The following is a 17,313-nucleotide window of genomic DNA, read 5'->3' on the forward strand; positions in this document are numbered from 1 at the left end:
ATTTTAGTTTGAGTAATAGGAGTTTAATTCTAATGGCAACTGACAATAGTAATCAAACTGTTGGGTCACAAAGTACTAACAATAATCCAACTGGTAATGGTAATTTTTCTTTCAGTGATGGCAAATGGCAGTCTACCGATGGCAGCAGTTTAGATAGTGGCAGTGGCTTTAGTGGCGCTGCTACTGATAGTAATATTTTCGCTTCCTTCATCGGTGGTGGTAACTCATCCACAACCAGTGAAGATGGAAAGTACAAATATAATTACCAACGACCACTTGACGAGCGGGCTTTAACTGATACCAATAATCCGTTCAATCAACTCATCGGAGTCCGAAATGTAGCATGTAAGCTAGAGAAAAAACAATTAGCCAGAGATGAACACGCTCTCCTTAATTAAGTTTTCGTCAAATTTCAGATTAGTATTAATTTCCTCACTCGCTCAAAATTTTTAGGTTTTGTGGCTAATTTAAGTCAAATGCATAAAAATTATTTTCAGTAATTCGGCGCGAGTAAACGGTTTAGTCAGATATCCAGATGCCCCAACTAATTTGGCTTTTACTTTGTCTAAAACCCCTTTATTCCCAGTGACAAAGATGATAGGAGTCTTCTGAAATATGGAATTATTTCGTATAATCCGGCACAACTCATAACCGTCGATTCCTAGCATGTTTAAATCCAACAAGATTAAATCTGGTTTGTGCCTTATAATTGACAAAACGGCTTTTATCGGATCGTTGATAGTTACTACAGAAAAATTTTCGTTTTCTAAGAAACGGCTAATTTCTTTGAGAATTGTGGGGCTATCATCTACAGAAACGATTTTATGAGCTTTTTGTGCCGTTACAGTAGCAGACGCTACTCTTTGAAAAAAAGGAGTTATGCTATTTGATATTATTGGCTCCTGAAACTTCTCTTTTGGAGAAGGAGAAATCTGAGGTAATCGTTGGACAGGAACTATATTTTCTTCAGAAATATCTAGGTAAGAATTGACGGTGATATTTAGTTCTTTTTTGGTATCAATTAACTTAGGAATGAATTTTGAGATAAGCGATTGCTCTTCAAATATCTTTGGTAATTTATCATAAGGTGGATCAGCTTCATGCAAGATAATCGCACCCTTAAGGATGTAAGAGTATAAAGTGTGAGCCAGTTGGATTTCATCTTGATTCAAAATTACGGCTAGATGACACAAACTAAAACCTTTCATCCAATTAGTTAAATCTGATTGGAATTTTGGTAAATCTTTTTCCTCGATTTTGCTATTAATCAACAGATATGGACGTTGATATGGAGAAGAAATTTGAGGAACAAAAGCTTGCCATTCTTTTAATCTTACTTGGCAATGCTCTAGAATTTTTTCTACATCTAACCTGCAAAATATTGGCATTGTATCAAGTGTTTCTGTTAATTTATAAGTACCTTCTTTGATTAGTAAAAATGATTCGATCACCTCTCGAACTAATTCTTGAATCAACACTGCTGCTTGTATAGAATGTAAATATTGTTGACTAACAAGCCAGGATATAGCCTGATACTCAGGAGGCTGGCTTCTTGAATCGCTATCATCTTCAATTAACTGAATGTGTGAATCAGGTTCAAACATTAGACGTAATTGAACACGAACCTCACTGGTAAGCAGCGGAATTTGGTGGCTGAGGCGACGCAAATGACGTTCTAGCCGGTCAAAGGGTTCCACTGAATGGGTAGCGTAGGTTATTCTTCCCTGTTCTAGGTAAATTGACCAAGAAACGGAGTTACTCAATGCTTGTAAACAAGTACTGTCGGAGCAATTGGATAACTGTCTTAACAAACTTATTGGACGTAGTTTGGTGAATGTACCGGAATTATTCATATTTCTCAAGTTTTTTGCGGAATTCACAACCGAACATTTGTAAATTGAAAATATCAGCTATGAAATATTTTCTTCTTTGTAATATTTCTCTCCGTACAAAATATTTATTTTAAAATATGTATATATGTTAAAACTAGTAAATTTTAAATACAGATTGTTGCAATTAGCACATTATACTTATTTTATCGATCTTAAAACAAAGTAAGTGGGTATGAATAAACGTAAATACCTATCCTAACTTGACTCTCAGTAGATGTTAGTTACTTCTAGATTTTACTTACTACCGACAACTCTTAACTGAAGACCTTAATAATGATGTTTATTTATGCCCACTTCCTTAAAAGTGTAAATTTGATTCCATGTTTTTGCAGCGACACTGCTATCCTATTAGAGCTAAGAAGCTCAATTATGGTTAATTACTTTTATGTAAAAGAGCGATTTTTCTACATAAAATCTTTAAAAATTTATCTAGGAAAGTTTACGTATTTATTGTACTGTAGGGTTAATGGATATAATTTTTGGGTAGATACATTACAACAGGGAATGCTGCGTTTTGATAAACTCTTTTTTGCTAAACGAAGCTGTTCTCAAGTTCTTCTTAAATATGTCGAGAACTTTATGAAAAAAATTTGTTTAATAAAAATTAGAGCATCTACCACTAGCTACTATATTCTGTAAGTCGCTTGGGCGACTGTAATTATATACTCTCAAGAAAGGGAAATAAAGCTTTGAACTTTAACATAACACGAAAAGTTATGGATGATACATTAAGACTTGATGAAGTAGTAGAATTTGCTGAGAATCCAGAACCACGTTGTCCTTGTGTACTGTTACTAGACACATCTGGTTCGATGCAAGGAGAACCGATTGAGGCTTTAAATCAGGGTTTACTAAGTTTAAAGGATGAATTAGTCAAAAATTCCTTAGCTGCAAGACGGGTAGAAGTGGCGATCGTAACATTTGATAGTAATATCAATGTAGTACAAGACTTTGTGACTGCCGATCAATTCAATCCGCCAATTTTGACGGCTCAAGGATTGACTACAATGGGTGCAGGAATCCATAAAGCTTTAGACATAATTCAAGAGCGGAAATCTCAGTATCGTGCCAATGGGATTGCTTACTATCGTCCTTGGGTATTCATGATTACCGATGGAGAACCACAAGGCGAGCTAGAGAATGTTGTAGAGCAAGCATCCCAGCGGCTACAGGGAGATGAAGCTAATAAGCGTGTAGCATTTTTTACAGTAGGCGTAGAAAATGCGAATATGACTCGTTTAAATCAAATAGCTGTGCGTACCCCCCTGAAGCTGAAAGGATTGAATTTTATCGAGATGTTTGTCTGGCTGTCAACTAGTATGTCAGCTGTTTCTCATTCGCAGGTAGACGAACAGGTAGCACTACCGCCGATTGGTTGGGGGACTGTTTAATAAAAAATTGCAGCTTGATGTTTAACACAGCTAGCTGCTAGAAAAAAATCTATGAACATATCAAAACAGATTGCTCAATGGCGGATTGTGGCTGCGTCTGTATGTGGTACAAGTCACTTAAAAAACAATCAATTATGCCAGGATGCTCATCACTGGCAGGTATTATCAGATAACGTTTTAGTGGCGGCCGCAGCAGATGGCGCGGGTTCTGCATTACTGGGGAAAGTGGGAGCGATGATTGCTGTGGAAACAGCAATAGAAAACATTTCAACCAAAGGACTCACTCGGAAAAGTTTGACTGATGATGTATTGGTGCGATCGCTCTTAAATGATGCCATACTAGCTGCCAAAAAAGCTGTGGATGATGAGGCGGCTACTTGTGACAAACAGCCTCAAGATTTAGCAACTACCTTAATTGTGATGCTTGCCACACCAGAAGTTGTGGCTGTAATGCAAATAGGTGATGGTTTAGCAGTAGCAAAAGATAGCATGGGCAACCTCTTGGCACTGACTATACCTGATAGCGGCGAATACATCAACGAAACTACTTTTTTAACTTCTCCTACTGCCTTAGATACAGCGCAGATGAGAGTCTGGCGCACAGACATAGAAAATGTTGGCATCATCACTGATGGACTACAAATGCTGGCTTTGAATATGGTTGTTGGCGAACCTCACAAACCCTTCTTTTTTCCCCTGTTTGAATTTGTAGCTAATGCCGAGGATAAGACAGAAGCAAAGGAGCAGTTAGTAAAGTTTTTACGCTCAGAACGGATTACGCAACGCACTGATGATGATTTGACACTCATTATAGCTGCATTCAACAACTCATAAGCAAAAAATTTACAGGTTTCACATCTTACAATAACTCCGTTAGCGGTAATTTCATTATGCAGGTACTACGTTGTTCCCCTAAAAAAGAAATCCTCAGTCTCAATGTCAGTTTGGGACGTGGCGGTGAGGCTTGTGTTTATGCAGTGCCATCCGATAACAACTTGGTGGCAAAGATTTACCACAAGCCAACGACTGCTCATGCTGATAAACTCCAAGCGATGCTTGCCAACCCGCCAGAAAACCCGACGGCGAGTTTAGGGCATATCTCTATCGCTTGGCCAGAGGATTTATTACGAGCAGCAGATGGCAAAAATATCATCCTGGGGTTTTTGATGCCACGCATTCAGGGGATGCGTCCAATTATCGACTTTTACAACCCTAGAACCCGTCGCCAACACTGCCCCCTATTCAACTATCAGTACCTGCTCCGCACGGCTCGTAACTTGGCGGCAGCAATTGCTGCTTTACACGCTAGTGGATATTGTATTGGTGATGTAAACGAGTCAAATATCCTCGTCAGTGATACAGCACTGGTGACTTTGATAGATACAGACTCCTTCCAAGTACTTGACCCCAGCAGCAATGTTGTTTATCGCTGCCCAGTGGGTAAACCAGAGTTTACCCCACCAGAACTACAGAATAAAACTTTTGCCCAGCACGATCGCGAAATTTCTCACGATTTATTTGGGTTAGCGGTGCTAGTATTTCAACTCTTAATGGAAGGTACGCACCCATTTTCGGGGATTTTTCAAGGTGCTATTGAGCCACCGCCCTACGAAGCTCGCATTGCATCGGGTCATTTCACTTATAGCCAAAAGCGCTACGTACCCTACCTTCCTACACCAATTGCACCTGCTTGGGAAATTCTTCATCCCAGCTTACAAGAATTATTTGTCCGTTGTTTTGAAGATGGTCACAACAACCCACAGCTGCGCCCCAGTGCCCAGGCTTGGCTATCGGCTATTGCTGAAGCTGAAGATTCCTTAATTACCTGTACGACAAATCCTCAGCATCGCTACAACAACCACATGCGTAGCTGTCCCTGGTGTGAACGTACCGTGCGATTAGGCGGACGCGACCCCTTCCCATCACATCGGGCTATAGAAGCTAGAGAACATCTTCAACCGCGAATCAAACGGAAAAAGCAATACACCCAGACACCGCATTTTCCACAGCGACAGCGAACCATGTCACCGCACGCAGCTAATTATTGGCAGCCAGTAATTACCCCAAGCGGTACATCTTATAAACGTTCCAAAAAGTCAAAGTTGTACCCGATTATTTGTTGCTTGCTGGGTTTTGGTTTATTGGGATATGCGGATGTAATGATTAAATTTACTCAGCCATTAGTTACCCAAAATGCTTACACTCAACAAACATTGAAGTCTCCCCAGACAAATAACAAACTCAGCTTTGCTGATTATTATCAGCAAGGTTATACTGCTTACCAAGACCGAGATTATGAAAAAGCAATTGCCAGCTTTACCGGAGCAATTGAACAAGAACCGACACATGTCAGAGCGATTGTAAATCGTGGCAATGCTCGCTATAACATGAAAGATTACGAAGGAGCAGTTGCAGATTATAGCCAAGCTCTCACAATCAATCCCAATCAAACCAAAGCTCTTGTGAATCGGGGTAATGCCCGCTATATGCTTGCCGAATATAGCAACGATCCCGATTTAGAGTATAACCTAGCGATCGCAGACTATAATCGCGCCATTGGTCTGGATAGTAATGAAATTGAAGCTTATATCAGACGCGGAATTGTCCGCACCCAAATGGCTAAATATAGCGGTGAATCTCAACAAGCTTACAAAAGAGCGATCACAGATTTTACTCACGCCATAAAACTTAATGTATCCAAAGCAGAAGCTTACTTTCAACGCGGTGTTGTCTATTATCAAATTGCTCAATATAGCAGCAATTATGAGCAAGAATATCATCAAGCGATCGCTGACTTTAACCAAGCATTAGCTATCAGCCCCAAACTAGCAAAAGTGTATCTCAAACGAGGCATGGTTCGCTATGAACTAGCACAATATGGCGGTAGTGAATCTAACAAAAATCAGGCGAAAGCTGTCGAGGATATACAGGCATCTGCCAAAATTTTTCTTGAGCAAGATGATATGGATAATTATCAGCAAGCACTCAGTAACATGTGTGTAGTCATAGAAAACAAATGTGACCCTTTATTCCAAAGCTCAAGTAATGTAGAAAAAACTAACTAAAAACAAGTAAGTTTTTTTACTGGTATATTATTTAGTCTGAATTTCAGAAATCAAGCCTAACTAGGGTTAGCTAACGCTAACCCTAGTTATTTATTAGGTAAAAATTATATCTAATTTGATAATTTGTTTTCTTATTTATAGATATTCATAGAGCTTTTATATAGAAAAGATTTTAATTTATATTTCCTTCATGATTTCATTGAAAATAACAGTTAGATTATTGACGTAGAAAAAGAAAAAAGAAATCAATTTTTCTCTATCTAAGTGCATCCTCTTCATGTCGATAAAGTCAAACAATTTTGGATTTTGGATTTTGGATTTTTGAGAAAAAGAGTTTTTTGGCACATGCCCCGTTATGAAAATGGGCAGAGCAAATCTACTCATAGGCTTGTGACATTCGAGCATTAATCCCAAATTGCAAATCCAGAATCTAAAATTGGCACAGTCAAATAATTATATCCCTACAAATCTCCGAGGTAATTGCATGAAAGCGGTGATTTTGGCTGGAGGACTTGGTACACGCCTCAGTGAAGAAACTAGTATCAGACCCAAGCCGATGGTTGAAATTGGTGGTAAGCCAATTCTCTGGCACATAATGAAAACTTACTCTGCTCACGGCATTAATGACTTCATTATTTGTTGCGGTTACAAAGGTTACATAATTAAGGAGTATTTTGCTAACTACTTCTTACACATGTCAGATGTTACCTTTGATATGCGATTTAACCAGATGAACGTGCATTCTGGTTATGCTGAACCCTGGCGTGTCACCTTAGTAAATACAGGTGATAATACAATGACAGGTGGACGCTTAAAGCGAATCAGCGAACATCTTGGTAATGAGACTTTTTGCTTTACTTATGGTGATGGTGTTAGTAATATTAATATCACCGAGCTAGTTAAATTTCATAAAGAGCAAAAGACCTTAGGAACCCTCACAGCCGTTCAACCAGCCGGACGTTTTGGGGCTATTTCTTTAGGATATGAGCAAACTAAAATCACCAGTTTTCGAGAGAAACCTGAAGGTGATGGAGCTTGGATTAATGGTGGTTATTTTGTGTTAGAACCAGAAGTAATCAATTTGATTGCTGATGATTCTACCGTGTGGGAACAAGAGCCATTAGAAAAGCTAGCTGATATGGAACAACTATCGGCTTTCAAACATGATGGTTTTTGGCAACCTATGGATACTTTACGCGATAAAAACTACCTAGAGGAACTATGGAAAAGCACTCAAGCTCCTTGGAAAGTATGGTAGAAAGATAGTTAGGAGTGGAGACGCGATTAATCGCGTCTGTACAGGAGTTAGGAGTCAGGAGTTAAATGACAAATGACAAATAACTTTATAGATTTACTGTAATTTCAAGTACAATAATCCTAATGTATGATTTTGCAATTATAGGTGGGGGAATAGTTGGACTCTCTACAGCGCTGGCTTTAGGAAAACGCTATCCTAATGCCCGTATTTTAGTAGTAGAAAAAGAGAGACAATGGGCATTTCACCAAACAGGCAATAATAGCGGTGTAATTCATTCTGGTATTTACTACAAACCAGGGAGTTTCAAAGCTAAATTTTGTCGTGACGGTTCTCGCTCAATGGTAGAGTTTTGTCAAGAGCATGGAATTGAGCATGAAGTTTGTGGTAAGGTGATTGTTGCAACAGAAGAACAAGAGCTACCACGCTTAGAAAATCTCTACAAACGTGGCTTAGACAATGGCATAGAAGTTAAAAGAATTAGCCCGGAAGAAGTCAGGGAAATTGAACCTCATGTAAAATGTGTAGGTGGACTTCGGGTATTCTCAACTGGTATTGTTAATTACAAGCAAGTTTGTTTGAAATATGCCGAGCTAATTCAACAGCAGGGTGGGGATTTACACCTGAATACAAAAGTTCTGAAAATCTCCCCAAGTGGAAAAAATCAGGTACTGCAAACAAACAAAGGTAACTTTGAAACCCACTTTGTAATTAATTGTACTGGATTGCATAGCGATCGCACCGCCAAATTAGGTCAAGTTGAACCCCAAGCAAAAATTGTTCCATTCCGGGGAGAATATTACGAACTCACTCCAGAAAAACGTTATTTGGTCAAGACACTAATTTACCCAGTTCCCAATCCAGATTTTCCCTTTCTGGGTGTTCACTTTACCCGAATGATTGATGGTAGCGTCCATGCAGGGCCAAACGCGGTGCTGTCGCTTAAACGCGAAGGTTACAAAAAAACCGACTTTGACTTACGGGATTTTCTTGAAGTTATCACCTATCCTGGTTTCTGGAAGTTGGCAGCCAAACACGCTGATGAAGGAATTAAAGAAATCATTCGTTCCTTTAGTAAAGCAGCCTTCACCAGAAGTTTGCAAAAACTAATTCCCGAAGTTCAAGCAGAAGATTTAGTTCCCACCCATGCGGGAGTTCGCGCTCAAGCCTTAATGAACGATGGCAAGCTTGTAGACGACTTTTTGATTGTTTCCGGTCAAAACTCCATTCATGTTTGCAATGCTCCTTCTCCTGCGGCCACATCTTCTCTAGAAATCGGTAAAGCGCTTGTGGCAGAAATTCCCCAACTTTCGCATCTAGATGTTGCAGTAACTGCATAGATAACATTGTTATTACTTCCGGGCTGCTGAATTAAAGGATGAATCTTGTATAGTGGGCATCTTTTCCAGCCTGGAAATATAAGAGACGGGTAAGATACCCATCTTACAAGAAAAAAGTGTAGTGCATCAATTAAGAACCGCTATAGAGTGCTGCTACGCAATGGGTTAGTTGGCAAACTATGTAATGAATGTTAGCCGATATATATAGCGCTTCTGGGTTGAGTCCAATGACCTAACCCCCAACCCCTTGCCTTGTAGGGAAGAGGAGCAAGATTCAAAGCCTCTCTTCTCTTAGGAGAGAGGTTTGGAGAGAGGTCAAGCTATTGTATACAAACGAAAAATATAGCGGTTCTCTCTTGAATGCAACACCCTTTAGGGCAAATATTTGTGCGTCCCTACTAAACGAAAAATTTAACTCATCAATACAAAGGCATTAACCACAATGAAAATATTAGTAACTGGAACAGAAGGCTATCTTGGTTCGTTATTACCGCCTCTGTTAATTGAACGAGGACATGAAGTTATCGGTCTAGATACCGGTTTTTATAAAGTTGGTTGGCTATACAACGCTAATGGGGTAACACCCAAAACCCTTAACAAAGATATCCGCAACATCACCCCTGATGATTTGGAAGGTGTTGAAGCCATAGTTCACATGGCGGAACTCTCCAACGACCCAGCCGGACAATTAGCACCTAATATTACCTACGAAATTAATCATATAGGTTCAGTTCGTCTAGCTAGCCTAGCTAAAGCTATGGGTGTGCGCCGTTTTGTATACATGTCTTCATGCAGCGTCTACGGTGTTGCTACCGCAGGTGATGTCACAGAAGAATCGCCTGTTAATCCCCAAACCGCCTATGCAGAATGCAAAACTCTCGTAGAAAGAGATGTCAGACCACTCGCTGACGATGACTTCTCTCCCACCTTTATGCGGAATGCAACTGCCTTTGGTGCTTCTCCCAGAATGCGTTTTGATATTGTTTTAAACAACCTAGCAGGGTTGGCATGGACTAGCAAACAAATCAAAATGACCAGTGATGGTACACCCTGGCGGCCATTAGTCCACGCACTGGATATTTGCAAAGCAATAGTCTGCGCTTTGGAAGCACCACGAGACATTGTACATAACCAAATCTTCAACGTGGGAGATACAGCAAATAATTATCGCGTCAAAGAAATCGCAGAAATTATTGCTGATATTTTCCCAGATTGTAAATTGTCCTTTGGTAACAACGGTTCAGATAACCGCAGCTATCGAGTATCCTTCGAGAAAATCAACACAATCCTACCTGGATTTAAGTGTGATTGGAATGCCCGACTTGGTGCCCAGCAGTTATTTGATTTATTCAGTCAAATAGATATGGCTGAAGATACTTTCTTGTTTAGAGGATTTACCCGCTTAAAGCAACTAGAGTATCTGATTCGTACTGAGCAAATTGACAAAGATTTTTTCTGGAATAAAAAGTAGTTAGATTAGCCTAGCAACAGCGAACAAATAAACTAAGTTTCCGAATCAAATAGGTTGATTCGGACTTATCCATCTATCAAATTATTTGCAATTAGTGAGTTAAAGTTTATGGCGATCGCAAAATGTCGTTTCAGTGGTCAACCCCTGCACCAAACCTTTATTGATCTAGGGATGTCACCCTTAGCTAATGCCTATTTGACAGCAGAACAGCTAAATAATGCAGAAAAATTTTATCCTCTCCACGCTTATGTTTCTGAAGACACTCTTTTAGTTCAATTAGAACAGTTTGAAACTCCAGATCATATTTTCAGCGATTATGCTTATTTTTCTTCTTACTCGGTAAGTTGGCTAAAACATGCCAAGGCTTACACGGAGATGATGGTAGAGAAGTTTGGCTTTAATCATCATAATCAAGTTATTGAAATTGCCAGTAATGACGGCTACCTTCTGCAATATTTTCTAGAAAAGGGAATCCCTGTTTTAGGAATAGAACCAGCCGCAAATATAGCTAAAGTTGCTGAAGACAAAGGCATTCCTAGTATCAACAAGTTTTTTGGAGTTGAAACTGCCAAAGAACTAGTGACACAAGAAAAACTAGCTGACCTTTTGATAGGTAATAATGTTTTAGCTCATGTACCGGATCTAAACGATTTCATTGCAGGAATGAAACTCATCCTCAAACCGAATGGTATTTTGACGATGGAGTTTCCTCACATTTTACAACTTATTGAACAAAATCAGTTTGATACTATTTATCACGAGCACTTTTCTTATTTTTCATTCCTCACTATAGAAAAAATATTTGCAGCACACAACTTGCAACTTTTTGACGTAGAGGAATTACCAACTCATGGCGGTTCATTAAGAATTTATGCCAAACATGACTACGCTGTTCATCTCAGCATTAGTCAACGAGTTAGAGATTTGAAAGCTAAAGAAATTGCCGCCGGACTGCATCGCATAGAGACTTACATTACATTTGGAGAAAAAGTCAAAAAAACAAAGCACAAACTATTAAATTTTCTCTTGACAGCTAAGGCAGAAGGTAAGTCAATCGCTGGTTATGGCGCACCAGCCAAAGGCAATACATTGCTCAATTACTGTGGGATTGGAAAAGATTTTATAGATTACACAGTAGATTGCAATCCTTACAAGCAAGATTTATTTTTACCTGGAACTCATATTCCCATTTTTGAACCAGATAAAATCCGCGAGACTAAACCAGATTATCTTCTAATATTGCCTTGGAATCTTAAGGAAGAAATTATGGAGCAAATGGCATTTATTGGCGAGTGGGGTGGACAGTTTGTAGTGCCAATTCCTGAAGTTAAAATTTATCCATCTCCTCTTCGAGATAGGGTTTTAATAGGGTCTTAATGCCTATTATTACTAGATTTATATAGAATTGCGATCGCGGGCAATATTTAAGTGATTTTCAAGAGATAAATACTTTGATGTATTTTGGAAATCGTTAAAGAGTAATTAAAAGGTGTATCTACTATAAATTTTTGCTGCCAAACCACAAAAAAAAGACTGGGAAGTAGCTTAATACCTTGTTAACTACAAATTAGAGCTTAATATGAATAAACTGCTGACTATTGCCATTCCTACATTTAATCGTGCCCAACTTCTAGATAAACAACTTACTTGGTTAGCTCAAGCTATTAAAGGGTTTGAAGACGACTGTGAAATTTTAGTTTCTGATAATTGTTCAACAGATAATACTCAGGAGATAATCCAAAAATGGCAAACAACGCTTAATAATATTACATTCAAGTCAAATAAAAATTTTAAGAATTTAGGCGTAGTCAAAAATATTATGTATTGCCTAAATTCTACAACAACCAAATATGTTTGGACAATTGGGGATGATGATCCAATTCAAGATAGAGCTGTTGCTTATGTGATTAACAAACTCAAGCAGTATGAAGATTTATCATTATTGTTCCTCAACTTTTCTGGACGGAACCAAATTACTGGTGAACCAGTCCATCCACCAACAATTGTTGGTAATCGCTGGTTTGATATAGATAGTGAAAATGGTGATGGTGATGGTAAAGCTATATTTGAGCATTGTTTCTCAAAAAGTGTCGGTGCAGTTATTTTTCTAACTGCTACAGTCTACCGCACTGATTTAGTGAAACGCGCTCTCCAAAATTGGCAAGATGCTGAAAACAACTGGATATCTTTAGCATATTTAGCCGGTTATTGTGCTGCTAATGGCAGAGTAATCGTCACTCAAGAAACTTATTTGGAATGTGTTGTTGGTGTGAGTTATTGGCAAAAAGAACCAAAATCTGCACTGTTAATGCAATACAAACATATACCCGAAGTGATTTTGAAACTGGAAGAGAATGGATATTCTAAGCAGTTTTGTAGACGGATGCTTTTACAGAACAGTAAAGAAGTTAACTTGAAAGTTTTCTTGGGTGCTTTAAGAAGATGGCCGATGTCCGCTATCAAAATAGTAGTTCCATTTTTGGCTTTGGTTAGCTTGTGTGCTTTTGATGTGATGGTTTCTAAAGAACTCGCGTTAGCAGAATCAAATGAAATACCTACTCAAGAAGTGCGGACTTATAAACCGTAAGCTATGAAGTTCCTAACAAATATGTATCAAAACAAGGAGGATTTACACCATGTTTAGTGCTATAAAACGCAAAATATCTACACTATCTTCTGACTTTGAATATTACCTAGCCCGTTGGAAGCATAGCAGAAATTTGCCAGTGTTAGAAGGAAGCGATCGCAACATTCTTAAGGCTCTCAAAAAAGATGGCGTTTACGTCACAACACTGGCAGATTTAGGGTTAAACTCTAGCTCAGAACTGCTCAAAGCTGCTTACCATCAATTGTCTGAGATGGAAAATCCTAACAACAATCATCTAGACGAAAAATTACCACAAATTACCACAGTAACAGGTTTACCAGAATTTTATGCTTGGGGAACCGAGAAAAGACTTCTTAACATCATCGAAAATTATATTGGTCTTCCTGTTGCTTTTCATGGTGTACATTTACGCAAAGATTTCCCTAGCAAACATCAGTTTGGCACACTGCTATGGCATAGTGATGCCGAAGACCGTCGCATCATCAAAATATTCATTTACTTAAATGATGTAGAAGAAAAAACCGGGCCTTTTGAATACATTCCTCGCTCTTTAACTTCCTTATTTAGTTGGAGTTATATTCAACTTTATTACAAACTTTGGAAGTCAGGTTATATGGGTATCGATGATGAAGAAGTAAAACCAGTCATCCCCAAATCAGCTTGGAAATCCTGCCCAGGCCCAGCAGGTACTGTAATTATTGTAGATACGAAAAATGCTTTGCATCATGGCACAGTCCGCACAGAAGAACGGTCAGCGCTATTCTTTTGTTACACTGCCAATCCTCCTGAAAGACCAGACCTTTGCACTCAATACTGGGATGATACTTATCCTAGAGCTGAGTTACGTTCTGCATCTGATGCAGTTAAAGTATCAACTTAAAAACGTTATTGTCGGAAGAATATCTAATTTAATTAACCAACATTCATCTCAAAGGAATCATAATGATTTTCACTGAAACTGCACTCAAAGACGCATTCATTATTGACTTAGAAGAAAAGCCAGACCAGCGTGGTTTTTTTGCTCGATCTTTCTGCGCTCAAGAATTTGAAGCATACGGATTAAAGCCAACAGTTGCCCAATGTAACCTGTCTTTTAACTATAAAAAAGGCACTATTCGGGGAATGCATTATCAAATTCTCCCAGCAGCAGAAACGAAATTAATTCGCTGTACTAAAGGTGCTATCTATGACGTAATTATTGATATGCGTCCAGAATCTCCTAGCTTTTTATCACACATTGGTGTAGAGCTAACCCCAGAAAACCGCCGCGCTTTGTATGTTCCAGAAATGTTTGCTCATGGCTATCAAGCACTCACAGATGAGACTGAAGTTATATATCAAGTTGGCGAATTTTACACGCCAGGGTATGAAAGGGGTTTACGCTATGACGACCCATTCTTTGCCATTGATTGGCCTCTAGATGTGACTGAAATATCTGAGAAAGATTTAAATTGGCCTTTGTTGAGAATGATGACTGTTGGCGGTACAGCTTCCAGATAACTATAGACTCTTTCTCTACGCCAGGTGTTTATTGTAGAACACACTGGCTGCTTTTCATGAGCTAATACAATAATTAATTAGGATAGAAATAAATGCCAAATAATCTTCTATCTCGTGTCGGTAATACTATCTCTTTTGTCTCTAAAAAAGTCGAAGCTCGCATCAATTACGCTAAGACATTACAGGTTGTCTCCCTAAAGCCTAAACAGCCTTCCAAAGGAAATGTACTTCTTTCTTATCGGATTGAACCATTCCTCTTAAAACCTGGTCAGCCAATGCCTAATGACCATACTTGGTACTGGGAAGTTTGGCAAATTGCCCAAACTTTTTTAACTTTAGGCTATAACGTTGATGTTATCCAGTTCCACAATAATAAATTTGTTCCTCAAAAAGATTACGCATTTTTCATTGATATCCGTCATCGAATGGAAGCGCTTGCACCAAAACTCAATAAAGATTGCATCAAAATTTTCCACGTTGACATTGCGAATATGGTGTTTCGCAATGCAGCAGAATGCAATAGACTTCTAGAACTACAACGGCGCAAAGGTATCACCTTAAAACCACAGCGATTTGAAGTTCCTAACTTGGGAATTGAATATGCCGATTGCGCGATTGTGTTGGGTAACGATTTCACAACTGATACATTCAAGTATGCCAATAAACCGATGTATCGCATTCCAATTTCTTCGCCTGTGGTTTATCCTTATCCCGACAAAAAAGATTTTGAAGCGGTAAGAAAGCGCTTTCTCTGGTTTGGTGGTAGTGCTTTAGTCCTCAAAGGATTAGATTTAGTTTTAGATGCTTTTGCCCAAATGCCGGAATACCATTTAACAATTTGTGGGCCGGTAAGTAGCGACAAAGAATTTGAGCAAGCTTTCTATAAAGAACTGTACGAAACACCTAACATCCACACTTATGGGTGGATTGATGTTACTAGCCCTGATTTTATAGAGGTAACAAATAACTGTTTAGGGCTTGTTTATCCTTCTGTTTCTGAAGGACAGTCAGGAGCAGTAATTAGTTGCTTGCAAGCTGGGTTAATTCCGATTTTGAGCTACGAATCTGGTGTAGATGTTCACGATTTTGGTGTGATTTTTGATAATCTTTCCGTTGACGAAATTAAGGCGAAAGTTAGAAGTATTTCCAATTTGCCTGTTGAAGACCTAAAGCTGATGTCTCGTCAGGCTTGGGAATATGCAAGAGCAAATCATACCAAAGAAAAGTTTGCCCAAGTTTACAGAAATGTTGTGGAGCAAATTATCGAAAATCATAGCCAGAAAAAACAGACTGCTTCTATAGCATCTAGCAAAGAACCAGTTATTAGCTATAGCTAATCTTAATTCCCATGAAAATGTACTTAATATTTAGCCGTAAAAAATTATTAAGTGCAAGTTTATAGAGAATTTGTATCACAACCAACAGTTCCAAAAAGGAGTTTAGTTCATGATTATTATCGATCGCGCCTTACAAACCCGTGCAGCAGCAGGAAATCCTATTAAGGTGGGAATGATTGGTGCTGGTTTTATGGGTCGAGGAATTGCCAACCAAATTGTCAATTCAGTGCCAGGAATGGAGTTAGTTGCTATCTCCAATCGCCAGATTGATGCAGCTAAACAAGCTTATTCGGAAGCAGGAATTGAAGATATTCAAGTTGTTGCAACTGTCAGCGAATTAGAAGATGCGATCGCTAACGGTAAGTATGCAGTCACAGAAGACGCTAAGTTACTGTGTCGGGCCGAGGGCATCGATGCATTAATCGAAGTCACAGGTGCAGTGGAATTTGGCGCTCACATCGTTATGGAAGCGATCGCTCATTGCAAGCATGTGATTATGATGAATGCCGAACTCGACGGCACCATTGGCCCCATCCTCAAAGTCTATGCTGACAAAGCAGGTGTGATTCTCACTGCCTGTGATGGCGATCAGCCAGGGGTGCAAATGAACCTCTACCGCTTTGTCAAAAGCATTGGTCTAACTCCGTTATTGTGCGGTAACATTAAAGGACTCCAAGACCCCTATCGCAATCCCACCACCCAGGAAGGATTTGCTAAACGTTGGGGTCAAAAGCCCCACATGGTGGCTAGCTTTGCCGACGGAACCAAAATTTCCTTTGAGCAAGCGATCGTTGCCAATGCCACAGGGATGAAAGTCGCCAAACGGGGAATGCTAGGATATGACTTCAACGGTTATGTCGATGAAATGGCCCATATATATGATGTTGAACAACTCAAAGAACTGGGCGGCATTGTCGATTATGTAGTTGGAGCAAAACCTGGCCCAGGCGTATATGTATTTGCCACACACGACGACCCCAAGCAACAGCACTATCTCAACTTATATAAATTAGGCGAAGGCCCACTTTACAGCTTCTATACTCCTTATCACCTCTGTCATTTTGAAGTTCCCTTGTCCGTAGCGCGTGCTGTCCTATTCGGTGATGCCGTTATGTCTCCACTAGCAGGCCCGCTAGTAGATGTTGTCACCACTGCCAAAATCGACCTGAAAGCAGGAGAAACCTTAGATGGCATCGGCTACTACATGACCTACGGACAATGTGAAAATTCCAATATCGTCCAACAGCAAAATCTTCTACCAATTGGTTTAGCCGAAGGATGTCGCCTCAAACGAGATATTTCTAAGGATCAAGTCCTCACTTATGAGGATGTAGAATTACCTGAAGGCAGACTCTGCGACCAACTAAGAACTGAGCAAAACACTTATTTTGCTTCAGAAAAAATCTTAGTAGCAGTTGGGTAATAGCTACAAATGAATCGGCTGTAGGGGCGTA

General features: G+C 39.3%; 14 protein-coding genes. 13 read left to right on the top strand and 1 reads right to left on the bottom strand.

From position 1 onward, the window contains the following. Window positions 1-32: 32 nt before the first annotated feature. Window positions 33-398 (top strand): hypothetical protein, encoded by a 366-nt coding sequence (locus RMZ43_RS03645; protein WP_322647456.1) that lies wholly within the window; start codon window positions 33-35, stop codon window positions 396-398. Window positions 399-467: 69 nt separating this feature from the next. Here the strand turns inward: RMZ43_RS03645 and RMZ43_RS03650 are convergent, their stop codons facing one another. Further along, entirely contained in the window at window positions 468-1,853 is a 1,386-nt protein-coding gene (locus RMZ43_RS03650) for a response regulator (RefSeq protein WP_322647457.1), read from the bottom strand. Between the two features lie 755 nt (window positions 1,854-2,608). Between RMZ43_RS03650 and RMZ43_RS03655 the strand changes: the two genes are divergently transcribed. The 12 genes from RMZ43_RS03655 (at window position 2,609) to RMZ43_RS03710 (ending at window position 17,282) form a co-directional block, all read left to right on the top strand. Continuing rightward, window positions 2,609-3,283, top strand: a complete 675-nt coding sequence (locus RMZ43_RS03655) for a vWA domain-containing protein (RefSeq protein ID WP_322647458.1) — start codon at window positions 2,609-2,611, stop codon at window positions 3,281-3,283. Between the two features lie 51 nt (window positions 3,284-3,334). Beyond that, complete coding sequence (locus tag RMZ43_RS03660; RefSeq protein WP_322654619.1) at window positions 3,335-4,117, top strand: PP2C family serine/threonine-protein phosphatase; 783 nt, start codon at window positions 3,335-3,337, stop codon at window positions 4,115-4,117. A gap of 56 nt (window positions 4,118-4,173) precedes the next feature. Continuing rightward, complete coding sequence (locus RMZ43_RS03665) at window positions 4,174-6,348, top strand: tetratricopeptide repeat protein (RefSeq protein WP_322647460.1); 2,175 nt, start codon at window positions 4,174-4,176, stop codon at window positions 6,346-6,348. A gap of 484 nt (window positions 6,349-6,832) precedes the next feature. Continuing rightward, complete coding sequence (gene rfbF, locus RMZ43_RS03670) at window positions 6,833-7,606, top strand: glucose-1-phosphate cytidylyltransferase (protein WP_322647461.1); 774 nt, start codon at window positions 6,833-6,835, stop codon at window positions 7,604-7,606. A gap of 122 nt (window positions 7,607-7,728) precedes the next feature. After that, window positions 7,729-8,943 (top strand): L-2-hydroxyglutarate oxidase, encoded by a 1,215-nt coding sequence (lhgO, locus tag RMZ43_RS03675; protein WP_322647462.1) that lies wholly within the window; start codon window positions 7,729-7,731, stop codon window positions 8,941-8,943. Between the two features lie 442 nt (window positions 8,944-9,385). Next, a complete protein-coding gene (locus tag RMZ43_RS03680) occupies window positions 9,386-10,414 on the top strand; it encodes an NAD-dependent epimerase/dehydratase family protein (RefSeq protein WP_322647463.1) in 1,029 nt (342 codons plus the stop codon). A gap of 108 nt (window positions 10,415-10,522) precedes the next feature. Beyond that, window positions 10,523-11,791: a class I SAM-dependent methyltransferase gene (locus tag RMZ43_RS03685; RefSeq protein ID WP_322647464.1), complete on the top strand. Its 1,269-nt coding sequence runs from the start codon at window positions 10,523-10,525 to the stop codon at window positions 11,789-11,791. Window positions 11,792-11,993: 202 nt separating this feature from the next. Continuing rightward, window positions 11,994-13,001, top strand: a complete 1,008-nt coding sequence (locus tag RMZ43_RS03690; RefSeq protein WP_322647465.1) for a glycosyltransferase family 2 protein — start codon at window positions 11,994-11,996, stop codon at window positions 12,999-13,001. A 49-nt stretch (window positions 13,002-13,050) separates the two neighbouring features. Continuing rightward, on the top strand, window positions 13,051-13,902 hold the full coding sequence (locus RMZ43_RS03695) for a phytanoyl-CoA dioxygenase (RefSeq protein ID WP_322654618.1): 852 nt from the start codon (window positions 13,051-13,053) through the stop codon (window positions 13,900-13,902). Window positions 13,903-13,964: 62 nt separating this feature from the next. Then, the gene (gene rfbC / locus RMZ43_RS03700; RefSeq protein ID WP_322647467.1) at window positions 13,965-14,522 is read left to right on the top strand and encodes a dTDP-4-dehydrorhamnose 3,5-epimerase; all 558 of its coding nucleotides are present in this window, start codon (window positions 13,965-13,967) and stop codon (window positions 14,520-14,522) included. A gap of 92 nt (window positions 14,523-14,614) precedes the next feature. Continuing rightward, window positions 14,615-15,859 (top strand): glycosyltransferase, encoded by a 1,245-nt coding sequence (locus RMZ43_RS03705; RefSeq protein WP_322654617.1) that lies wholly within the window; start codon window positions 14,615-14,617, stop codon window positions 15,857-15,859. Between the two features lie 109 nt (window positions 15,860-15,968). Beyond that, window positions 15,969-17,282 carry an NAD(P)H-dependent oxidoreductase gene (locus tag RMZ43_RS03710; protein ID WP_322654616.1) on the top strand — a complete coding sequence of 438 codons (1,314 nt, stop codon included), beginning with the start codon at window positions 15,969-15,971 and terminating at the stop codon, window positions 17,280-17,282. Window positions 17,283-17,313: the final 31 nt, after the last annotated feature.

The sequence above is a fragment of the Nostoc sp. CmiVER01 genome, assembly GCF_034531135.2.
Classification (GTDB): domain Bacteria; phylum Cyanobacteriota; class Cyanobacteriia; order Cyanobacteriales; family Nostocaceae; genus Nostoc.

What these genes read in the sequence shown, in the direction of transcription:
- RMZ43_RS03645 (WP_322647456.1), top strand. Translation starts at nt 33, where the DNA reads ATGGCAACTGACAATAGTAATCAAACTGTTGGGTCACAAAGTACTAAC.
- RMZ43_RS03650 (WP_322647457.1), bottom strand. Translation starts at nt 1,853, where the DNA reads ATGAATAATTCCGGTACATTCACCAAACTACGTCCAATAAGTTTGTTA.
- RMZ43_RS03655 (WP_322647458.1), top strand. Translation starts at nt 2,609, where the DNA reads ATGGATGATACATTAAGACTTGATGAAGTAGTAGAATTTGCTGAGAAT.
- RMZ43_RS03660 (WP_322654619.1), top strand. Translation starts at nt 3,335, where the DNA reads ATGAACATATCAAAACAGATTGCTCAATGGCGGATTGTGGCTGCGTCT.
- RMZ43_RS03665 (WP_322647460.1), top strand. Translation starts at nt 4,174, where the DNA reads ATGCAGGTACTACGTTGTTCCCCTAAAAAAGAAATCCTCAGTCTCAAT.
- rfbF (WP_322647461.1), top strand. Translation starts at nt 6,833, where the DNA reads ATGAAAGCGGTGATTTTGGCTGGAGGACTTGGTACACGCCTCAGTGAA.
- lhgO (WP_322647462.1), top strand. Translation starts at nt 7,729, where the DNA reads ATGTATGATTTTGCAATTATAGGTGGGGGAATAGTTGGACTCTCTACA.
- RMZ43_RS03680 (WP_322647463.1), top strand. Translation starts at nt 9,386, where the DNA reads ATGAAAATATTAGTAACTGGAACAGAAGGCTATCTTGGTTCGTTATTA.
- RMZ43_RS03685 (WP_322647464.1), top strand. Translation starts at nt 10,523, where the DNA reads ATGGCGATCGCAAAATGTCGTTTCAGTGGTCAACCCCTGCACCAAACC.
- RMZ43_RS03690 (WP_322647465.1), top strand. Translation starts at nt 11,994, where the DNA reads ATGAATAAACTGCTGACTATTGCCATTCCTACATTTAATCGTGCCCAA.
- RMZ43_RS03695 (WP_322654618.1), top strand. Translation starts at nt 13,051, where the DNA reads ATGTTTAGTGCTATAAAACGCAAAATATCTACACTATCTTCTGACTTT.
- rfbC (WP_322647467.1), top strand. Translation starts at nt 13,965, where the DNA reads ATGATTTTCACTGAAACTGCACTCAAAGACGCATTCATTATTGACTTA.
- RMZ43_RS03705 (WP_322654617.1), top strand. Translation starts at nt 14,615, where the DNA reads ATGCCAAATAATCTTCTATCTCGTGTCGGTAATACTATCTCTTTTGTC.
- RMZ43_RS03710 (WP_322654616.1), top strand. Translation starts at nt 15,969, where the DNA reads ATGATTATTATCGATCGCGCCTTACAAACCCGTGCAGCAGCAGGAAAT.